Genomic DNA, 20,940 nt, shown 5'->3' with positions numbered 1-20,940 from the left:
GTCTTTCTAAGGTAGAATATAAAGTTTGGCAAAATAAATACGACCATTATGGGCAACACATTTGGGCATTTGTTTCGGATCACGACCTTTGGGGAATCTCACGGCGGGGCGGTGGGAGTTGTTATTGATGGTTGCCCTCCCCGATTAAACATTGATATCACCGATATTCAGGCGGAACTGGATCGCCGTCGCCCCGGACAAAGTAAAATTACCACGCCTCGTAAAGAAACCGATACCTGTGACATTCTCAGTGGCGTGTTTGAGGGGCAAACCTTGGGAACACCAATCATGATTATGGTGCGAAACCAAGATACTCGCCCCCAAGATTATAGTGATATGGCGGTTAAATATCGCCCTTCCCATGCGGATGCCACCTATGATGCTAAATACGGGATTCGCAATTGGCAAGGTGGCGGACGCTCTTCAGCACGAGAAACCATTGGACGGGTAGCGGCAGGGGCGATCGCTAAAAAAATTCTCAAACAATTTGCTGGGGTAGAAATTATTGGCTATGTTAAACGGATTCAAAATTTAGAAGCCATTATTGATCCCAATACCGTTACGTTAGAACAAGTTGAAAGTAATATTGTCCGTTGTCCCGATGGCGATTGTGCCGAGAAAATGATAGAACGGATTGAACACGTTCGCGATCAAGGAGATTCCATTGGCGGTGTGGTGGAATGTGTAGCTAGAAACGTACCGACAGGGCTTGGATCTCCGGTATTTGATAAACTAGAAGCAGATCTCGCTAAAGGAGTCATGTCTTTACCCGCCAGTAAAGGATTTGAAATTGGCTCCGGCTTTGCAGGAACCCTCCTGACTGGGAGTGAGCATAACGATGAATTTTATCGTGATCCGACAGGAACTATCCGAACAGTAACGAATCGTTCTGGTGGTATTCAGGGTGGCATTTCTAATGGAGAAAACATAATTATCCGAGTAGCTTTTAAGCCAACTGCTACAATTCGGAAAGAGCAGCGTACTGTCACCCATAAGGGAGAGGAAACGCTGTTAGCAGCGAAAGGACGGCATGATCCTTGTGTTTTACCCAGGGCAGTGCCAATGGTAGAAGCGATGGTTGCCTTAGTCCTGTGTGATCATTTGCTGCGTCATCATGGTCAGTGTGGAACTTTGAAACCTGAAGAATAACAAATGGAAACCAGCCTATCGTCTGTTGGGCTCAGCCCTCAAAATTATCCTAACGTCTCTGATTCCTCCAAGAACCCTGAAGATTTTGTGATCCAGTTTTGGGGGGTTCGTGGCAGTATTCCCACCCCCGGAAAAGAAACCATTCGGTATGGAGGCAATACATCCTGTTTAGAAATGCGAGTCGCAGGTAAACGCTTAATTTTTGATGGCGGAACTGGCTTACGAGTTTTAGGGGATGAGTTAATGCAAGAAATCCCTGTAGAAGCCTATATGTTTTTTACCCATTACCATTGGGATCATATTCAAGGATTTCCCTTATTTACTCCGGCATTTATGCAGGGAAATTGTTTTCATATTTATGGGGCAATTCCACCGGATGGGGACTCGATGAAACAACATTTTATTGAACGGATTTTACATCCTAATTCTCCGGTTCCCCTTAAAGGCATTCAAGCGGACTTAAGATTTTATACCCTGAAGCCGGGGGATTCGATGATGTTAGATGATATTTTAATTGAAACCGGACAACTCAACCATCCTAATACCGCTATGGGTTATCGCATCACTTGGAATGGACGCACGGCTGTTTATTGTTCCGATACTGAACATCTCCCCGATGGTTTGGATGAAAATGTGTTAAATCTGTCTCAGGATGCTGATGTTTTGATCTACGATGCCATGTACAGCGATGAGGAGTATCATAATCCTAAATCTCCAAAAATTGGTTGGGGCCACTCCACTTGGCAAGAAGCTGTAAAAATGGCACAAGCGGCTGGGGTGAAGCGAGTCGTGATTTTCCATCATGATCCCTCCCACACCGATGACTTTCTCGATCAGATTGAACAGGAAGTCCAGTCTGTATTTCCCAAAGCCATTATGGCACGGGAAGGGTTAGTTGTTCCCGTTGGGTTTTAGATAACCTTAATCGTTCTAGGGACAGTAACCAAAGTATATAAGTCGGCAAATTTAGAACCCATTGGACGGTGCAGATTATCGATGAAATTAGCACTGAAGCGAACATTGATCGCATTGATGATTGGGATATCCACCTTGAGTTTTCCCTTGAATGCGATCGCGGTAGAATTTGACCAGAAGGAAGTTGATCAGGAACGATTTGTGGCGATTGCTGTCCCGCGTGCCTTTGGACATACCTTAGTGGTTGTGGAACAAGTCTCCGATAGTCGTCCTTGTTGGAGTGAAAGTGGCTCTCAGCCGATTATTGTTGATCCGTTACTGCTCAATTTTGATTTTACGGGCATTTGTGGACGGGCAACGGATAGCAATGGTTATTCGGTGAGAATGGCGGGAAGAGATTTAGCGCTATCCCACGCCTTGAGTGTTCAAAGTACACCCAATGATATTTTGTTAGTGGCTCAGTCCCGTGCAGATGTATACGCCCCACCGATTATTATTGGTAGAACATCAGGATTTACGAATGGTTTTGCCAAAATTATTTTAGAACCGGGTTGGCGCTTAACCAAACGAGTTTATCAAGGAAAAACTTTAGGTCATCTTTATTTTACGAGCGATTCTCCGGCTTTTTAAAGCGTGCGTTAAACTGAAATTATGTTAACACTCTCGTTAAGATTATGGTGACAACTCAGGAACAACTTATTACTCCTATTATTACTTGGGAAAAGTTACCCGATGATTTTATCTTAGAAGAAGAACCTGTGGAAAATACGGCTCAACCTTTAATTGCGGGTGCGTTGCGCGAAAGTTTAGAATTAGCAGGGTTAATTCAACCGGAAATGCTAATTGCTTCTAATTTTGGGTTATGTGCAACGATGAATGGCGAGTTAGTAATTAAAGCCCCAGATTGGGTGTATATAAAACAAGTAAAATCCATTGAACCGGAAACAACACGAAAAAGTTATACGCCGAATTTGCAAGGGGATATTCCCAGTATTGTTATTGAATTTTTATCGGAAACTGAAGGAGGAGAATATTCGGTTAAACGTAGTTATCCGCCGGGGAAATGGTATTTTTATGAACAAATTTTGCAAGTTCCCATTTATGCTATTTTTGAACCGATAACGGGACAATTAGAAGTTCATTCGTTACAAAAAGGCCGTTATGAATTGGATAAAATTAATCAGAATAACCGTTATTGGATTGAAGATTTAAAGCTATTTTTAGGGGTTTGGCAAGGGGAAAAAGAGCAACGGAATGGATATTGGTTAAGATGGTGGGATGAAGCCGGAAATATACTTCCTTGGGGAGTAGAAAAGGTTGAACAGGAACGTCAACGGGCGGAACAAGAACGTCAAATTGCAGCACAAGAACATCAACGGGCGGAAAAATTAGCTGAATTTTTGCGATCGCAGGGGATTAATCCTGATGAAATTTGTTAAGGAATCAAAAACCCGGTTTCTTGAAGAAACCGGGTTTTTGGGAATATAAACAACTATTTACTCATCTCTAACATTCGTTGAATCGGACGTAAAGCCGCAATGCGAATCTCTTCAGGAAGGGTAATTTCAGGGGAACGATTTTTCATGGATAAATACAATTTTTCCAACGTATTTAACCTCATGTGGGGGCATTCATTACAGGAACAACTATTCATTGGAGGGGCTGGAATAAAGGATTTACCGGGGGTTTCCTTCTCCATTTGATGAATAATTCCGGGTTCCGTTACCACAATAAAACTCGACTTAGGACTTTTCTGAGCATAGTTTAATAAGGCCGTTGTTGAGCCAATATAATCCGCATGACGTAAAATCGGCGGTTCACATTCAGGATGAGCAATAATTTCCGCTTCAGGATGTTCTATTTTCAATTGAACTAACTTTTTCTCCGAGAAGTTTTCATGCACCAAACAAGCCCCTTGCCATAACACCAAATCCCGTCCGGTTTCTGCCATTACATATCGCCCTAAATTACGATCTGGAGCAAAAATAATCGGTTGATCTTCGGGAATTTGCCGCACAATATTCACCGCATTAGAACTGGTGCAAATAATATCACTCATGGCTTTAATTTCAGCCGTGCAGTTAATATAAGACACCACAATATGATCAGGATATTGAGCTTTAAATTTAGCAAAGGCATCCGGTAGACAACTTTCAGCTAAAGAACAGCCCGCATTTAAGTCGGGTAACAACACTAATTTATCAGGATTCAAAATTTTGGCGGTTTCTGCCATAAAATGAACCCCTGCAAATACAATCACATCTGCATTGGTTTGAGCAACTTGACGAGATAACCCCAAAGAATCTCCAATATAATCAGCAATATCTTGAATATCAGGATCTTGATAATAATGCGCTAAAATAACGGCATTCAACTCTTGCTTTAACACTTGAATCGCTGCAAATAAATCCGTCGGTAAATCGGCAACTGTTGAATTATTTTGTCGGGGAAGAGTTGATGTAAACACAGTGAAAACCTTCTAGGAACCGTGAACGATTTTGGATTGTAGTTCCTAATTATAGTTGAATTTACCAAAAATGGGGATTTAGGGTGGGCAAATCCTAAATCCCATGGCATCCTCCTGGGTATAGATGCTCATGGTACGCGCTCTTAGAACAGCTTCGCTATTGGCGGTTGCGACGGGTGTAGCGATATGTCCAGGTTTCACCACTATCTAAAATGGCATCTGTTTTAACCCGGGTTAGTTCTGGAGCTTGCAAAATATGAACGAAAGCATGATCTACAGAAGGAGCGCTTTCAACACTATCCGCCATTGCCATATTAACTAAATTTCCACCCTGATCTAAATCCGCTTGTATGACGGTGTGGCTGCCAGTGTATGTCCAAGTTTCGTTCGGATCTAAGATCTGGTTATTATTAGTATCACCAGCCGTAAAATCTGTCGTTGCAAAATCTCCAGTAGCCATGGTGTTTTGTTCCTATTCAGTCGTTTGAATCAAGTTATTTCGCTGTTGTCACTCCGTGAGAGCCTCAGTGGAATTACGGAATTGCATACGGATTAACAGTAGGGAGGGGGTGTGGAAAATTCGTGGAAAATTTGTGAAAAATTTGTGGAAAAGACGGGAACTACAAATCGAGAAAAAAGGACACTTAAATTTTGGAAAAAAACTACAATTTTTTTAATGAATCTCCGAAACTCTACCCTTTTCTTGATTATCCTAATTAATTGTGATGCTACTGTTTCTGCGAATAGCCCGGATATCCATTCCTGTAAATTAGTGGGTTTTAAGGCTTGACAGATCAACTAAAGTGTACTATATTTAAAGCAAAAAAATAATATTTTAACACCCTTAAATTTTAGTCAATTTATTAATGGAATTAAAATGTTAATTCACGGCTCTATAACAGTTAATAAAAATTCTTGCACTGTCACTTATTATGCTCAAATCATCTCTTTACTCCCAAAAGAATATAAATTGCTGCTTTTGTTTCTGGAGTATCCGAATCATGTGTTAACTTATGAGATGATTGTTGATCAGCTTTGGGATCTTGATCGGGTTCCCAGCGCTAACGGAATTCGTTCCCATATTAAAGGTTTAAGAAAAGCCTTTAGGAAAGTTAATAATACAATAGAAATCATTGAAACGGTTCATGGAATGGGTTATCGGTTAAATCCTGTACTTCTGAAACAAGAAGATTCAGAAACCCTATGCTCGTTACCACCTCCCCCTATCCTGAAAGATTTCCTTCAAACGAAAGCCATTGAATATTGTATTTTAGATCAACAGTTTTTCATTCAATATATTTCGCCGAGTTTAATAGAGTATTGTGATTATCCAGAAAGTTTAAAAATCGGGAGTTATGTCGGGGATAGCTTTCCAGAATTAATCGGATTTGAAGAAATTTTAGTAAAAGTCATCACGAAAGAAGAACCTAACTTAGAGATTCAGGGGGTTGCTCGGTCTGTTAATCCGAAAAGACCGGCTTATGTCAATTTTTATGTAATGGCAAATCAGGATGTACATTGGCCCAGTAATCATCATGAGCCACTGCTCTTTATTTTCATTGAAGATGCTTCTGAAAAAATGTCCTATAAACAAAGAATTACTCAATTAGAAAATGAAATGAGTTTATTCGGTACTCTGAATATTTCATATCTTGTATAGTTTAGATAACCTTTAAAACCATAAGCGTTGTGAATACCAAACCCATTAAAATTGCTGTTGTCGGGGATGTTCATGATCAGTGGGAAAACGATGATACCCTGGCTTTGAAGTCTTTGGAGATTGATTTAGTTCTATTGGTTGGGGATTTTGGCAATGAAGCAGTGGAGCTTGTCAAAACCATCGCTGCATTAGAGATTCCCAAAGCAGTTGTCTTTGGCAACCATGACGCCTGGTATACCGCAACGGAATGGGGCCGGAAAAAATGCCCCTATAATCGTCAAACGGAAGATTGGGTGCAAGAACAACTAGATATTATGGGGGAAGATCATGTCGGTTACGGAAAACAAGACTTTCCCGATTTGCAGTTAACCGTTGTCGGCGGTCGTCCCTTTAGTTGGGGTGGCCCGGAATGGAAATATAGTGATTTTTACGAAGAACGATTTGGGGTGAATAATTTTGCAACCTCCGCCCAGCGCATGATTAAAGCGGTACAATCGGCTCGTTTTGAGCGGATTCTGTTTTTAGGTCACAACGGCCCTACAGGGCTAGGAGAGGCAGCAGAAGCCCCCTGTGGCAAAGATTGGAGCCCCCTAGGAGGAGATTATGGTGATCCTGATTTTGCCGAGGCCATCGCCCAAGCTCGAATATTGGGTAAAACCATTCCCTTAGTTGCTTTTGGTCATATGCACCATACCCTCCGTCATACCAAGACCCGTCTCCGTCAACGGTTAGTGACTAGCCCGGACGGAACAGTTTATCTCAATGCCGCTTGCGTGAGTCGGATTCGAGAAACACCCCAAGGAAAACAACGGAATTTTTCCCTTGTGACCTTAGACTCCGAACAAGTCTCGGAGGTATCCTTAGTCTGGGTTGATGAGGATTTTCAGGTGGTTGAGACAGAATTGCTTTATTCTTCTACTGCACTCTTGGCACAATCTGCGTTTGTGCTATAATTGCTATTTAGCTCATGGATGAGCAATTGGAGAGGTGGCAGAGTGGTCGATCGCGCCTGACTTGAAATCAGGTGAGCCGCAAGGTTCCGTGGGTTCAAATCCCACCCTCTCCGTTATTTTAGTGTGATTGGGGGCAGGTTTTTCACTCCACATAACCTTTCAGTTCCTCTGATCATCACTCAACTCTTCACCGCGTAAGTCCTGTTCTTTTTAGAACAAAACCCCTATAAAATCCGTTTCATTGCCCATTACATCCCCGGCATACCTGAATGTCCGCCTAATAGTGAAGGACTGAGCATTCCAAAAATCATGGCAATATGGGCAACAACCAGAAAAACAGCAACAAAGGTGGCGTGAAGTTTGAGTTTTGATTCTTCACTTTTATGTTTACCAATTAAGTCTAATTCTAAAAGACTAATTCCTAAATTGTTTCTGCTAAAATCACAGGAACAGCCATAAAAATCAACAAATGCCAAGGCTGGTTAGTGGCGAGAAGCTCCATATAATGAGTCATATCCATGGGATCTTTTCCTCCGTTTTTATAATTAATAATAGTCAATTTTTTGTGATCTTAGCATTAAAAAAATATTAACTCTGCCTCTGCACTCAGATTCAAGCAAGTGAGGAGAATACTGGCTCTACAGCACTTTCTTCCTTAGACATCTTGATGCTACAACCTCAAAGATAAGTTAAGGATTAACGAAATACAGGGCGGAGTTTGTAGAAGTGATTCAGGTTATGATTACTTTTATTTATCGTTTTAACAATTAAGAATATTTGCTTTTATTATTCCATCGACGTACATTAAAAGTCATCAGTTTAAACCCAACTTACAAAGAACTCTTGCGAGGTACAACATGAATTCTACACCCCCACTTTATTCCAATACTATTAATGTCAAACTCGTGAAAAATTCCTCAATTATAGAGAAAAATTCAACAACTATTCAAAATAGTTCTAGCAACCCAGAACCCTTGAATCGCGGACAACGCCTTGCAGATAAATTAGCTAATCAAGTCGGTTCTTGGAAGTTTCTAATTTGTCAAAGCACCGTTTTAGCGGGGTGGGTGGGAATGAATTTAATGCCTGGAGTTCCCCATTGGGATGAATCACCTTTCATCATGCTTAATTTAGTCTTTTCCTTTGCTTCCGCTTATACAGCCCCTATCGTTTTAATGAGCCAAAATCGTCAATCTGATACAGATCGGAGAAATGCTGATATTGATCATCAAGTAAATTTAAAAGCGAGTCAAAATATTGAACTTCTTCATCAAAAATTAGATGAATTGCATTTTCAACGCCTGAATGAACTGACGCAAATTGTTAAAGAACAACAACAAGTTATTAATGAACTGAAACTTGCCTTAGTTCCTCAGCCTCAAGACAAAAAAGATTTTCAAGTCAGCGTTTTACCGGGCTTACAATTACAAGCAAATAGTCAATATTTTCCCGAAAAAAACCGGAATCAATGTTTTACTGTTGTCGTCAATCATAAAAAGCTTGAAAATCCAATTCATTCTCAGCAGAACTCTCCCGAAACTGAATATTAGAAGGTTAATTAATTTGATAGGGTTCTAAATTACTATCAGTTCTAAGATTGAGGAAAACAGAAATGAATGAAATTATGACTGCTATTTTTACCGAGATTACAGCATTTACCGCTACCAATTACGACGAGTGCTTCTAATTTATTGGTAATCATTGCTGTCTTTTTATTCCTTGTCGGAGTTTGGTGTTACACGACCTATAAACTGACTTGTCAACGTGATATTTCCAATTTACTCACCCGCTATGGAAATCATTTGGTTCCTTTTGTTTTAATCGGTTTAGGAGTATTTATTATCCTCGATAGTGCCTCGCTGACCCCATTGGCTTTAATGGTTAGCTGTTTGTGCTTAATAGGATTAATCAAAATGATTCAAGCCTCACAATTAAAAACTCAAAGTTTATAAGCGTAAAAAAGATGAAAGTTTTCCCGATGTCTCTCTTGGTCTTATTACTTGGAATAAACTTGATTATTGCTTTCCCTACTTTAGCAGAAAACTCTCCCTCTGTTATCGATAGTTCTGAAGCTTTGGAAGTCGGTCAAAAGGTAATTTGGCTTTACAAAGTTCGTGCAGATTCTAGTGATGTTCACAAAATTCCGGCTGAAGTTGTCAAGTTAGGTTCCAAGCAAGTCAAAATTAAGTTTCGTAAAACTAACAACGAACTTATCAATCGCTGGGTGAATCGAAATCGGATTGAAAGTTTCCCTTCAGTTCAAAATACAGACAGTGACAAAAAGACTGATTAGGAAAAATCCTCCCTTTTCATCAATTAAATTTATTAAAACGACAAACAAGACTATTTGCTTTTATTGAAGCAGTTTGTTTAAAGTAAAGTCACAGCTAACAAATTTCAAAGTCGGAAAACACTATGCGGTTTCTCAAAATTGTCTTTGTCGGTCTTTTATTATGCGTGAACCTCATTATTGCTCAACCCTCTTGGGCGAACAAAGATTTTACGAAAGGTGCTGATTATGCTGAAGTCACTCAAGCTTTGAATCAACTTCTACAAGTCAAGAATACCCCGGAGGAAGCGGGCTATACCCCTGAACAATTTCAGCATCGACTCGCCCAATTGCAGTCTCAGAAAACGATTCTGGAAACTGCCAAAAAACGGGCGCAGTGTCGCAATGAAACCGGAAAAACCATCGGGGTTTATGCCAGTGATGGTGGAAAAACTCCTAGCGAACTTTATTTTCTAGCAACGGGTCAAATTACGGATGATGATTGGGATTGTGATGGCTTCTATTTTCCCGCAGAAACTCAAGTAGTTTTCAGTTCCAATACTCCAGTACAAGAGTTAACTGAACCGATTGCGGTTAAGTTTGTTGATGGTACACAATCAATTGCAAAAACTAACCCGACAACGGGCGTGATTGAATTGAATGTTGAACCAGCCCATGTTTTAAAAGCAGGTGAAAGTAACGGGTTAATCCCCACATTATCTCAAGGGGATATTGATACCCAAATTCCGAATCCAGAGTTGATTGATTAATCACTAAATGTTGGTTTAGGGAAATCAATCCGTTTTAATTGATTCCCTGAGCTTGAATCGCCGTAATCGCAACGGTATTCACAATATCAGGAATCGTACAGCCTCGACTTAAATCATTCACGGGTTTATTTAACCCTTGTAAAACCGGGCCAATGGCAATCGCATCCGCCGACCGTTGTACAGCTTTGTAAGTATTATTTCCGGTGTTTAAATCGGGGAAAATAAACACCGTTGCGTGTCCGGCGACTTCACTTCCTGGAAGTTTTGTTTTAGCCACATCTTCATCAACCGCCGCATCATATTGAATTGGGCCTTCTATTTTTAAATCGGGACGTAATTGACGAGCTAGAATCGTAGCTTCTCGAACTTTATCCACATCTTCTCCTTGACCAGATTCTCCCGTAGAATAGGATAACATAGCCACTAAGGGTTCCACCCCAAATTGTTGAGCGGTTAAGGCAGAACTAATAGCAATATCTGCTAATTGTTGAGGATTAGGATTAGGATTAACCGCACAATCTCCATAGACTAAAACCCGGTCTTCTAAACACATTAAAAACACACTGGAAACAATGGAACATCCCGGTTGAGTTTTAATAAATTCTAAGGCGGGACGGATGGTATGTCCAGTGGTATGAACCGCCCCGGATACCATGCCATCTGCCATGCCTTTATAAACCATCATTGTACCAAAATAGCTAACATCGTGCATCACATCTCGCGCATAATCTTCGGTAATGCCTTTATGTTTTCGGAGTTGATAATAGGTTTGAGCATAGTCTTGATACCATTCGCAAGTCATGGGATTAACAAGATTAACGCCCTCGAGTTTTAAGCCAAAGGACGTTGCTTTTTCTCGAATTTCATCGGGATTTCCTAATAAAGTAATTTCGGCGACACCCCGCCTTAATAAAATTTCACTGGCTTTTAAAATCCGTTCTTCTGTGCCTTCGGGTAATACAATATGTTGACGTTGTTTTTTAGCTCGTGCAATTAATTCATACTCGAACATAATGGGAGTAATGCGCGAAGACCGAGACAATGAAATCTGTTTTTCGATTTTAGACGTATCAATATAATTTTCAAACCCTCCTAACGCAGATGCGATTTTTCGCTCGTTATCGGGCGTAATTTTTGAGTGAACCTGATTAATTTTTGTGGCGGTATTGTAGGTATCGTTTTCAACTGCTAAAATGGGAATTGTCCATTTTTTAAAGCCTTTAATCAGTTTATGGAGGGAGGGCGCAAGTTCTAAGCCTCCGGTTAAAATAATTCCGGCAATATTGGGATAATTTTCTGAAAAAGTGGAAGCTAAACACGCTAAAATAATATCAGCGCGATCGCCTGGGGTAATGATTAAACTGCCTTCTCGAATATGATATAAGAAATTTGGAACGTGCATGGCTGCCACTTTAAACGATATCACTTCTTGTTTTAATTGTTCGGGATCACCATGAACCAATCGAGCTTGAACGGCGGTGGCAATTTCTCCAACGGTTGGTTTCCCTAAGTCTTCGATTTCGGGTAAGAAAAACACCGGATCATCATAAGACCAAATATGTTCAAGTTGATCAGCAACGGATTGAAATTGTTCTAAGGGAATGCGATTAACCATCGTTGCAACTAAGCTACACCCTTGTTCTATAAAGGCTTCTCGTTCACTTTTAACACTGCTAATCAGTTCTTTTATGGTTTTCCCTTGACCATTAGCAACTAATAAAATAGGGGCAGATAATTGATTAGCAATTTCAGCATTAAGGTTAAACTCAAAGGCGGAAATAATATCAGTAAAATCCGTCCCTTCACAGATAATAAAATCACATTTAGATTCTAAGATTTTATATTTTTCAATAATGCGTTTGAGAATTTCTTCAAGTTGTCCTTCCGCAACTAACGTCCGGGTTTCTTCATGGGTGACTCCATAATAAGCTTCATAGGGAAACTCTAAGTGATAGCGACTGGAAATCAGTTCAATATCATTATCTGGTTGGGTTCCCGCATGAATCATAGGACGGAAAAATCCTAACCGTCGAATGCGTTTGGAGAGTAATTCCATGATACCTAACAGAATCAAGGATTTACCACTATTGGGTTCAATGGCACTAATATATAAATTGTTAATCATAAGTTAAAAATCGGTTAACGTCAGATTTTTTCTCCCTCTATTTAATTCTAGGCTGATTTTTCAGATCGGTTGTGACTCTTGGCAAAGTTGGGCTTTTTTTTAAAATCGTTACATTTATTAACACTTGGGAAAGATTCACAACTCACCGCAATGGGATAATAAATGATTGATCTTTAGTAAAATTTTTTATTGATTGCTTCTCATGCCATCCCAATCTCATAGAAATTCCTTAAATCTGGTTCAACGTCCTCGCCGTCTCCGCCGCACCGATGCTCTGCGCCGCATGGTTCAGGAAACCCATCTTACGGTTAATGACTTAATTTATCCTCTGTTTGTGATGGAGGGGGAAAACCAAAAAGTTGAGGTTTCTTCCATGCCTGGAAGTTACCGCTATACCTTAGATTTACTTTTAAAAGAAGTCAATGAAGCTTGGGAATTAGGTATTCCCGCCATTGCCTTATTTCCCTTGGTCGCTGAAGAAAAAAAAGATAACGCTGGAACAGAAAGTTATAACCCGGATGGCTTAATTCAACGCACGGTGCGGGCGATTAAACAGGCTATTCCTGAAATTATGATCATTACCGATATTGCGCTTGATCCGTTTTCGAGTAAGGGTCATGATGGCATCGTCAGTGATCAGGGGGAAATTCTCAATGATGAAACCGTTGAAGTCTTAGTCAAACAAGCTTTGTCCCATGCGGAAGCGGGGGCTGATATTGTCGCGCCGTCGGATATGATGGATGGTCGGATTGGGGCGATTCGTCAAGGGTTAGATGAAGCGGGATATATTGAAGTTGGGATTTTAGCTTATACGGCTAAATATGCCTCCGCCTATTATGGCCCTTTCCGGGATGCCTTGGATTCGGCTCCTAAATTTGGCGATAAGAAAACCTATCAAATGAACCCCGCCAACTCCAGAGAAGCGTTAACGGAATTGGCTTTGGATGAATGCGAAGGCGCTGATATTGTCATGGTCAAACCCGCTTTAGCGTATTTGGATATTATTCATCTGTTGCGGTCAGCAACAGATCTTCCCGTAGCCGCCTATAACGTCAGTGGGGAATATGCCATGATTAAAGCCGCTGGACAAATGGGTTGGATTGATGAGAAAAAAGTCATGTTAGAAACCTTAACCAGTATTAAACGGGCCGGGGCTGATTTAATTCTCACCTATTTTGCTAAGGAAGTGGCTCTGATTTTACGTTAACAAAGATTAAAATAAGGCGGGTTTTGAATTTTTACCCGCCTCTACCGTAAACTATAGCGCTACTTGAAGAGGGAACAGCTTAACTGGGAACAGGGAACAGGGAACAGTAAGAAGTGAAAGGGTTTCAGGATTTGGAAATGTCCTAACTGTAATGCGTAGCGCTATATCAACGGGGAAAACCGCAGACTCGGAAAAAATATAAAGATTATTAATAGATATTTAGATTTTATTTTAATATTTAAAACAATTCTCTGAAAAGTCGATTTTTTATTGAAAATGATTTGCAAAAAGTTGACGGATTTATAGGGGTTCTGGTATACTAGAAAAAAGGGTCTTCAAGGGGTCATTGTGTCTATTGGCAAAAATGCAGTCTACAACCCCCTTGTTGTCGTCAATACTGTATTAAAAATCACCCAGATTTCGTTTAGCGATGCACGGATTTTGGCAAGAGAATATTAAGTCGAGGCTAGGTATCTTGACAAAATTCCTGTTTTGTGCATTAATGTCCCTATTCCCTGTTCCCTATTTTAGATTACGACAGTAAAAATAGACCCTTGAGGATTGTTATTTTCAATAGAAATTGTCCCTCCGTGAGCTTCAACGGCTAATTTACAAAACGCTAAACCTAATCCAATTTGAGGAATTCCTTTGCGAAAAGTTCCGATATCGTATTTCTCAAAAATCCGTTGTCGGCTTTCCTCGCTAATCCCAGAACCGCAATCAATGACCTGAATTTTCAGCATTGCGTCCGGGGGATAACTGATTCGTAAAGTAACTTGACTTCCTACGGGAGAAAATTTAATAGCATTCGATAATAAATTATCAATCACTCGTTGTAAAATCACCGGATCAACAGATATTTGTCTCCCGGCTTCGGGAAACTCATACAATAACTTGATCTGACGATAAGCCACAATTGCTTCAAAATCCGTCACCACTGCATGACCGATTTCAGATAGATCAACCTGATCATACTCCAAAACGAATTCATCCGTTTGAACTTTAGCTATAATTAATAAACTATTGACTAAGGAAACCATGCGTTTGCTTAGTCGTAAAATATCCTCAACCTTTTGAAGTTGTTTAGGTTGTAACGGGGAAAGTTTGAGAAGTTCACAACTAAATAAAACCCCAGCCAAAGGATTATTCAAATCATGAATAATCATATTGGATAAATCCTCTCTCGCTTGAAGTAACGATTGTAATTCATCATATTGCTGCTTCATTCTTAGTATAGAGCGAATTCGGGCACGCAATTCAATCCCATTCACCGGCTTACTAATAAAATCATCCGCACCTGCATCTAAACAAAGTGCTAAATCTTCTTTAGCCGTTAAAACGGTGACCATAATAATCGGAAGATGACACCAAAGGGGATTTTTTTTGATCTGATGACAAAGTGCAATTCCATCGAACTGTGGCATCATCACATCTAATAAAATCACATCGGGTAATTTGACCGATAAATAGTCCAAGGCTTCAGTGCTGTTCCTGGCAAAACTCAGATCATACCCTTCTTGATATAAGAGAAATTCGATGACATGAAAATTGTCTGGCTCATCATCCACGATCAGCAGGGAAGGAGGTAAAGCCATTCTTAACTCCTTTAACAAGATTTTGAGAAGAAAGTTTGTATCGTTTCTAATAATTGTACAAGACGAATGGGTTTCGTTAAAAAGTTTTACCGCAGTAGAGAAACTTCTAGCCAATAATGAAGAAAATGCTTGATGGTCTGTTTGAATTCATCTATACCTAAAGGTTTTAACAGATAACTATTAGCTCCGTAGAGATAGCAGGTTTCTATATCTTTAGGGTTGGAAGATGAGGTTAAGACAATAATCGGGATACTTTTTAGGATTATATCTTGTTTTACCTGGTAAATAACCTCCCGACCATCCGTTCCCGGTAAGTTCAGATCCAGAAGAATTAAATCTGGAACAGGTGCGATATCGGGATTAGAATAATAATCTTGATGATACAAATAAGCTAACGCATCGTCTCCATCCATAACCCTATAAATCCGATTAGAATAGGATAACTGTCGCATCACCCGTTTGAATGCGGTGAAGTCTTCATCACTATCCTCAACCACTAATATCGTTCTTTGATATTGCATTCACTTTCCTCAGCCTCTTTCTAATAATTTATCCTAAAAAATAAGGAAGTGTAAAGTAAAAGGTTGTCCCTTCATGGGGAATAGAATTAAGCCAAATTGTTCCCCCATGTCGTTCAATAATTTTTTTAACAATTGTTAATCCCGCTCCTGTTCCGCCTCCATATTGAGTCCGTGCATGAAGCCGTTTAAAAATTCTGAAAATAGTGTCATGATGCTTGGGAGGAATTCCAATCCCATTATCCCGAATATACAACGTTAAAATCGGTTGAGTTTCTTCAGTGATCACGAGTTCTGGATCTAAATAGCCAATTTCGACAGATTTGATGAACTGCTCATTATATTTTAATCCATTACTGATTAAATTTGTCAAGACTTCTTGAATTAAAATTTTATCCCCTCGAATCAAGGGTAAAGGTCGAGGAATCACAATATTGATTGTATCGGCTACATAACTCATTTGAAACAATTCTACAATCTGAGGGATTAACTTATTCAAATCTAACGGATTCAGCTTCAATTCCTGTCGCCCCAGGCGAGAAAAATGTAATAGAGAATTGATTAAATCCTCCATCCGTTTCGTCAAATCGACTAAGGTTTGCAGTTTATAAACTCCATCCTCATCGAGAATTTGACCATAATCTTCTAATAAAAAGGTAGAATAATTATGAATTCCCCGCAAGGGTTCTTTTAAATCATGGGAAGCAATATAAACAAAGGCATCTAACTCACTATTGGTGCGTTGTAAATCTAAATTTATCGCAGCCAGTTCGTCAGCTTTCTGTAAAATAATACTAACTAAGGCACTTCTGACTTCTAAGGCGGCTTCGATTTCAAAAGGTTGCCAAGGTAAGGACTTTCCTTGAACCGTTTCTTGCCACAAAGCAAAGGATTTACGTGGAAAAATTGTTAAACTGCCATCTTCTTCAATTCGTTTTGGTTTATCAGGATTTCCCGCCCAGTTCACATATTGTAATTGTTCAGGACGAAACCATAAAATAAAATTTCGTTTAATTTTGGTAATGGAAATTGCCAGTAAACCACTAGCAACCGCCTGAAAATTTGCCGCTGGAGGGTACACCCTTGAGAGGGAATCGGTAACAAACGTATGATTTTTAAATTGATCAGATAACCACAGAATCAAGGGTTCTAACTCTGAAATTGCAGGGGTTTGTCCTAGGGAAATTAAATGCTCATCTTGAACAAAAACCGCCCCTTCTGCCGCCATTAATTTCAGGAGATCTTCTTGATTTTGCAGTAAAGCATCCATGACCGTTTCTGCCTGAACCATAATATCTGTAAATTTCGTTTGCAGAGATTTTAGGGATAGTTTGTAATCTAAATTTTCATTTTCTACCTTAGTCGGTAACTCTAAAGACATCGCTTGTCCCAGAAATTCACACACCGTTCTCAGGCTATAGGAAAGAAATTTAGGGCTGTAATGATGACAGGCAATTAATCCCCAAAGTTGATTATTGTTAACAATTGAAATTGACAGAGATGCTGCGACTCCCATATTCTTTAAATATTCTCGATGAATGGGAGAGACACTCCTCAACACACTAAAGCTTAAATCGAGGGGTTCTGTTGCTGTATCCGATGGCATAGAAATAATAGGAACAGGTTGATAATTAATATCAGGAATTAATCGCAATCCATTGACAATATAGAGTTGTTTTGCTTGTTTAGGAATATCAGAATCAGGATAATGTAATCCCAGATAAGGTTCTAAATCCTCTCGCTTTTCTTCGGCAATGACCGTTCCTGAACCATCGGGAGAAAACCGATAAATCATGACTCGATCAAACCCCGTAATTTTTCGGATGTGTTGGATTAAAACTTCACAAATTTCAGCAAGAGTTGTTGTTTTTTGCAGTTTCAAAAATACCTTTTTAGTCAATTCATAAAAATTAAAGAAATTGGGCGGTTCTTTTTCACTTGTTGGTTCTAATTCTAAAATTAAATAATTTTGAGGAGAACGGTGAATAATCCCTTGGAATCTTTTAATATCTTGATTAATGTGCACCTGAAGTTGTACCGGATTAACCTGATCAAAGGTTTCTTCTAAACACTCTTGCAGGGCAAAAAGTTGCTCTGAGGCAAATAGAAAAGATAGGGGTTGTCCTAAACATTGTTCGGGTGGAATCCCTAAATAAACCTCTGTATTATTACTAACTTGAAGAATATTGAGGTCGGGATTGGATAACACAAACAAAATTCCATGAGATTGAATTGTGCCCGGAAGATGAATAAGCTCTCGATCACAGTTGTTTAAACTTAAAGGTTCAGGAAAAAGGTCAAATTGTGTCATCGATGGTAAGTTAAAGTTATGGGAATTCAAGGAATAGGCCTCCTCAAGTTGTAGTATTATCAGTAATTATACAGTTGATTAAAACCGAACTCTTCGTTAAAGATCTATTTTAGATGTCGGTACTGATTAAGATATGTTAAATCTGATTTTCAATCAAGGGTTGATCAAGGGGTTAGCGATGCAGCGAAACGTGCTATAATCGGACTGGAGATTTTTCAGGATGCCCAACAATTCATTTTAAAGCCCAAGCTTAAGAAATTGGAATTCCTGAAACCCCCAAAAAATATTTAACAAATTTTATTGCAGTTCAAATGCAGGAAATATTTCCGGCGCTGGACTCGGTTGATTAAGGATTAAACCCTTTTTAAAAGTTGATCGTGCCTTTTTAAAAGCTCATCGGGGCAGTATTTTGATCGAAACCATCCTCGGAGCAGAAACACAATTTACCATCAAATTATCCCTGGAGGGAAATCAATAAATTTTATGAATAAAGTTTTGATTATTGAAGATGAAGATACCATTCGAGAAAATATAATGGAGTTACTTTTATCTGAAGAATTCCAAGTTTTAGATGCGGCTCAAGGTCAATTAGGGATTAAGTTAGCTTCCGAGTATCAACCCAACTTAATTCTCTGTGATATTATCATGCCGGATATTGATGGGTATACTGTTCTCACCGAGATGCAAAAACAACCCCTTCTCGCCAATATTCCATTTATTTTTATGACCGCTAAAGCTGAACGCAGGGATTTGCGGTTAGGAATGGAATTAGGGGCGGATGACTACATCACAAAACCCTTTACACCGATAGAACTTTTGAGTACCATTCGCGCCCGATTAAAAAAACAACAACAGTATTTATTCCAATATGCGGAGGAACGAGAACGTGCCAATCAACTTAAACAGAAAGTTTCTGAACTTGAGCAACTCAGCAAAACCCAGGAAGAACTGTTAACGCGGCTATCAGAAGAACTAAGTAACCCGATGTCTAATATTAGTTTAGCAGTTCAAATGTTAAACTTATTATCAACCCAAGCCAATCAAGTACCTGATTTAGCGTTAAAACAACAACGTTACTTAAAAATTCTCCAAGAAGAATGTGCGCGGGAAGTGAGTATCCTCAATCAGATTTCAGACTTAAAAACGATATTAACCCCAGAAAATATTAAATTCATTCGCAAACTCAATGTATTACAGAGAAACAACTATGACTAAAATTCTTGTGATTGAAGATGAAGATTTAATTCGAGATAATATTGTAGAACTTCTCGAATCTGAAGACTTTGAAGTTTTCAATGCCGAAGACGGTAAAATCGGGGTGCAACTGGCGAGTCAACATCAACCAGATTTAATTTTGTGTGATGTGATGATGCCAGAACTCGACGGTTATGGGGTTCTCCTCAAGTTACAAGAAAACCCCCTGACAGCGACCATTCCCTTCATTTTCTTAACAGCAAAAGCTGATTTAGGAGACCTGCGGAAAGGAATGCAGCTTGGGGCTGATGATTATTTGACTAAACCCTGTACCGCCACAGAATTACTCAAAGCGATTGTGATTCGTTTAGAAAAACACACGATATTAAAAGATCGTTATACTAGCGAATTAAAAGTAGCTGAAGCTAAACTCAATCAATTCATTTATCAAGATAGTACCACAAGTTTACCCAACCGTTTATCTTTGTTGGAATATTTCCAACAAATGCTGCATCAATTAGCATCCTTATCGGGGACAGATGAAAATTGGAAGTACCAAGGCATGATTCCCGTTCTCTGTTTAGGGGTAGATCGATTTAGCCGAATTAATGATCTTTTTGACTATGAAAGCGGAGATTTACTCTTAAAAGAGGTAGGAGAACGGCTCAGAAAGAGTTTATCTGCTGAAAATATTATTACCCATCTCAATGCCGATCAATTTGCAATTTTACTAGCCCCAATTTTAGATAAAAAACTGCTTAAAACCACCCTAGAAGGATTACAAAAAATCATTTCTAAACCCTTTGTTTTAATGAACCGGGAAGTCTTCATCACCATTAGCACTGGAATTGCACTCTATCCCCAAGACGGTCGGGAGATTCAACAACTGCTGCGGGCGGCCAAACAAGCCATGAATGACGTCAAGCAACAAGGAGGAAATCACTATACCTTTTATACCCCTACCTGTGATCATGAACTCTCAGAACGGATTGATTTAGAAGTCGCCCTGCGGTATGCTTTAGAAAGGGAAGAATTTCAACTTTACTATCAACCGCAAGTCAGTTTAAAAACAGGAAACATTGTCGGGGCAGAAGCATTACTGCGCTGGAAACATCCCCAACAAGGAATGATTTCCCCGATGAAATTTATTCCGATTGCGGAAGAAACGGGTTTAATTGAACCGATTGGAGAATGGGTTTTATATCAAGCTTGTAAAGATAGTAAAGCATGGCGCTCTCAAGGGTTAGGCTGTTTACGGGTAGCCGTTAACTTATCGGGTCGTCAATTCCGAACGGCTAACTTGCGCCAAAAATTAGTGCAAGTTTTACTCAACACCGGCTGTGAACCGGATTATTTAGAATTAGAATTAACCGAAAGTTTGTTAATTCGAGATGCGGAATTATCCATCCAACAATTGCAAGCTTTAAAAGCCCTGGGTTTAAAAATAGCCATTGATGATTTTGGGACAGGATATTCTTCTCTCAACTATCTGCAAAAGTTTCCGTTTGATGTACTGAAAATCGATCAATGCTTCGTTCGGAATCTCCATAATAATAAAATCAATGCAGCTATTACCCAATCTTTAATTTCAATGGCGCATCTTTTAAATTTAAAAGTGATTGCTGAAGGAGTTGAAACCCAAGAAGAGTTAGATCTCTTGAATGAGTTTAATTGTAATGAAATTCAGGGATATTTATTCAGTCGTCCTCTCAATTTAGAAGAGTTTCAAGCCTTAGTTAAAAGCGGACGAAAATTAAAACTTTCTCAACCGAATTCCTAACATTAATTAGAATCATTGAGGACATTA

General features: G+C 39.4%; 21 protein-coding genes and 1 tRNA gene. 14 read left to right on the top strand and 8 right to left on the bottom strand.

From position 1 onward, the window contains the following. Positions 1-48 precede the first annotated feature (48 nt). The 4 genes from aroC to H6G57_RS21300 all read left to right on the top strand — a co-directional run bounded on the left by aroC (position 49) and on the right by H6G57_RS21300 (position 3,503). The gene (gene aroC / locus H6G57_RS21315; protein WP_190522186.1) at positions 49-1,149 is read left to right on the top strand and encodes a chorismate synthase; all 1,101 of its coding nucleotides are present in this window, start codon (positions 49-51) and stop codon (positions 1,147-1,149) included. A gap of 3 nt (positions 1,150-1,152) precedes the next feature. After that, positions 1,153-2,064 carry an MBL fold metallo-hydrolase gene (locus tag H6G57_RS21310; protein WP_190522179.1) on the top strand — a complete coding sequence of 304 codons (912 nt, stop codon included), beginning with the start codon at positions 1,153-1,155 and terminating at the stop codon, positions 2,062-2,064. A gap of 81 nt (positions 2,065-2,145) precedes the next feature. Beyond that, the gene (locus H6G57_RS21305; protein WP_190522177.1) at positions 2,146-2,694 is read left to right on the top strand and encodes a DUF3747 domain-containing protein; all 549 of its coding nucleotides are present in this window, start codon (positions 2,146-2,148) and stop codon (positions 2,692-2,694) included. A gap of 44 nt (positions 2,695-2,738) precedes the next feature. Further along, entirely contained in the window at positions 2,739-3,503 is a 765-nt protein-coding gene (locus H6G57_RS21300) for a Uma2 family endonuclease (RefSeq protein ID WP_190522175.1), read from the top strand. A 53-nt stretch (positions 3,504-3,556) separates the two neighbouring features. On the opposite strand, the gene nadA is transcribed toward H6G57_RS21300, so the two are convergent. Next, positions 3,557-4,531, bottom strand: coding sequence for a quinolinate synthase NadA (gene nadA / locus H6G57_RS21295; RefSeq protein WP_190522173.1), 975 nt, complete (start codon positions 4,529-4,531; stop codon positions 3,557-3,559). Between the two features lie 157 nt (positions 4,532-4,688). Next, positions 4,689-4,991 carry a hypothetical protein gene (locus H6G57_RS21290; protein ID WP_190522171.1) on the bottom strand — a complete coding sequence of 101 codons (303 nt, stop codon included), beginning with the start codon at positions 4,989-4,991 and terminating at the stop codon, positions 4,689-4,691. Positions 4,992-5,408: 417 nt separating this feature from the next. Here H6G57_RS21290 and H6G57_RS21285 point away from each other — a divergent pair, with 417 nt between their 5' ends. The 3 genes from H6G57_RS21285 to H6G57_RS21275 all read left to right on the top strand — a co-directional run bounded on the left by H6G57_RS21285 (position 5,409) and on the right by H6G57_RS21275 (position 7,257). Further along, positions 5,409-6,191, top strand: a complete 783-nt coding sequence (locus tag H6G57_RS21285) for a response regulator transcription factor (RefSeq protein WP_190522169.1) — start codon at positions 5,409-5,411, stop codon at positions 6,189-6,191. 20 nt (positions 6,192-6,211) lie between these two features. Further along, positions 6,212-7,144, top strand: coding sequence for a TIGR04168 family protein (locus H6G57_RS21280; RefSeq protein WP_190522249.1), 933 nt, complete (start codon positions 6,212-6,214; stop codon positions 7,142-7,144). A 28-nt stretch (positions 7,145-7,172) separates the two neighbouring features. Further along, positions 7,173-7,257 (top strand) — tRNA-Ser (locus H6G57_RS21275). Positions 7,258-7,392: 135 nt separating this feature from the next. On the opposite strand, the gene H6G57_RS21270 is transcribed toward H6G57_RS21275, so the two are convergent. After that, a complete protein-coding gene (locus H6G57_RS21270; protein WP_375539545.1) occupies positions 7,393-7,563 on the bottom strand; it encodes a DUF6803 family protein in 171 nt (56 codons plus the stop codon). A gap of 2 nt (positions 7,564-7,565) precedes the next feature. Further along, a complete protein-coding gene (locus H6G57_RS29795; protein WP_375539544.1) occupies positions 7,566-7,646 on the bottom strand; it encodes a DUF6803 family protein in 81 nt (26 codons plus the stop codon). 355 nt (positions 7,647-8,001) lie between these two features. Between H6G57_RS29795 and H6G57_RS21265 the strand changes: the two genes are divergently transcribed. The 4 genes from H6G57_RS21265 to H6G57_RS21250 all read left to right on the top strand — a co-directional run bounded on the left by H6G57_RS21265 (position 8,002) and on the right by H6G57_RS21250 (position 10,183). Beyond that, complete coding sequence (locus tag H6G57_RS21265) at positions 8,002-8,694, top strand: DUF1003 domain-containing protein (RefSeq protein ID WP_190522167.1); 693 nt, start codon at positions 8,002-8,004, stop codon at positions 8,692-8,694. 78 nt (positions 8,695-8,772) lie between these two features. Beyond that, a complete protein-coding gene (locus tag H6G57_RS21260; protein WP_190522246.1) occupies positions 8,773-9,096 on the top strand; it encodes a cadmium resistance transporter in 324 nt (107 codons plus the stop codon). Between the two features lie 11 nt (positions 9,097-9,107). After that, the gene (locus H6G57_RS21255) at positions 9,108-9,437 is read left to right on the top strand and encodes a hypothetical protein (RefSeq protein ID WP_190522165.1); all 330 of its coding nucleotides are present in this window, start codon (positions 9,108-9,110) and stop codon (positions 9,435-9,437) included. A gap of 122 nt (positions 9,438-9,559) precedes the next feature. After that, the gene (locus H6G57_RS21250; protein WP_190522163.1) at positions 9,560-10,183 is read left to right on the top strand and encodes a hypothetical protein; all 624 of its coding nucleotides are present in this window, start codon (positions 9,560-9,562) and stop codon (positions 10,181-10,183) included. A 34-nt stretch (positions 10,184-10,217) separates the two neighbouring features. Here H6G57_RS21250 and pta read toward each other — a convergent pair whose 3' ends face one another. After that, the gene (gene pta / locus H6G57_RS21245) at positions 10,218-12,308 is read right to left on the bottom strand and encodes a phosphate acetyltransferase (protein ID WP_190522161.1); all 2,091 of its coding nucleotides are present in this window, start codon (positions 12,306-12,308) and stop codon (positions 10,218-10,220) included. 202 nt (positions 12,309-12,510) lie between these two features. Between pta and hemB the strand changes: the two genes are divergently transcribed. Continuing rightward, the gene (gene hemB / locus H6G57_RS21240) at positions 12,511-13,515 is read left to right on the top strand and encodes a porphobilinogen synthase (protein ID WP_190522158.1); all 1,005 of its coding nucleotides are present in this window, start codon (positions 12,511-12,513) and stop codon (positions 13,513-13,515) included. Positions 13,516-14,042: 527 nt separating this feature from the next. On the opposite strand, the gene H6G57_RS21235 is transcribed toward hemB, so the two are convergent. From H6G57_RS21235 to H6G57_RS21225, 3 genes are all read right to left on the bottom strand, one after another. Next, positions 14,043-15,110, bottom strand: coding sequence for a hybrid sensor histidine kinase/response regulator (locus H6G57_RS21235; protein ID WP_190522157.1), 1,068 nt, complete (start codon positions 15,108-15,110; stop codon positions 14,043-14,045). A gap of 86 nt (positions 15,111-15,196) precedes the next feature. Next, positions 15,197-15,631 carry a response regulator gene (locus H6G57_RS21230; RefSeq protein WP_190522155.1) on the bottom strand — a complete coding sequence of 145 codons (435 nt, stop codon included), beginning with the start codon at positions 15,629-15,631 and terminating at the stop codon, positions 15,197-15,199. Positions 15,632-15,659: 28 nt separating this feature from the next. Next, the gene (locus H6G57_RS21225) at positions 15,660-17,939 is read right to left on the bottom strand and encodes an ATP-binding protein (RefSeq protein WP_190522153.1); all 2,280 of its coding nucleotides are present in this window, start codon (positions 17,937-17,939) and stop codon (positions 15,660-15,662) included. A 483-nt stretch (positions 17,940-18,422) separates the two neighbouring features. On the opposite strand from H6G57_RS21225, the gene H6G57_RS21220 reads away from it, so the two are divergent. Together H6G57_RS21220 and H6G57_RS21215 are read left to right on the top strand one after the other, a co-directional pair. After that, positions 18,423-19,154, top strand: coding sequence for a response regulator (locus H6G57_RS21220; RefSeq protein WP_190522145.1), 732 nt, complete (start codon positions 18,423-18,425; stop codon positions 19,152-19,154). Next, positions 19,147-20,913: an EAL domain-containing response regulator gene (locus H6G57_RS21215; protein ID WP_190522143.1), complete on the top strand. Its 1,767-nt coding sequence runs from the start codon at positions 19,147-19,149 to the stop codon at positions 20,911-20,913. The genes H6G57_RS21220 and H6G57_RS21215 overlap by 8 nt, the downstream gene beginning before the upstream one ends. Positions 20,914-20,940: the final 27 nt, after the last annotated feature.

The sequence above is a fragment of the Planktothrix sp. FACHB-1365 genome (assembly GCF_014697575.1).
Classification (GTDB): domain Bacteria; phylum Cyanobacteriota; class Cyanobacteriia; order Cyanobacteriales; family Microcoleaceae; genus Planktothrix.
The sequence above is the reverse complement of the archived record's forward strand: the minus strand, read 5'-3'. Positions and strand labels throughout refer to the sequence as shown.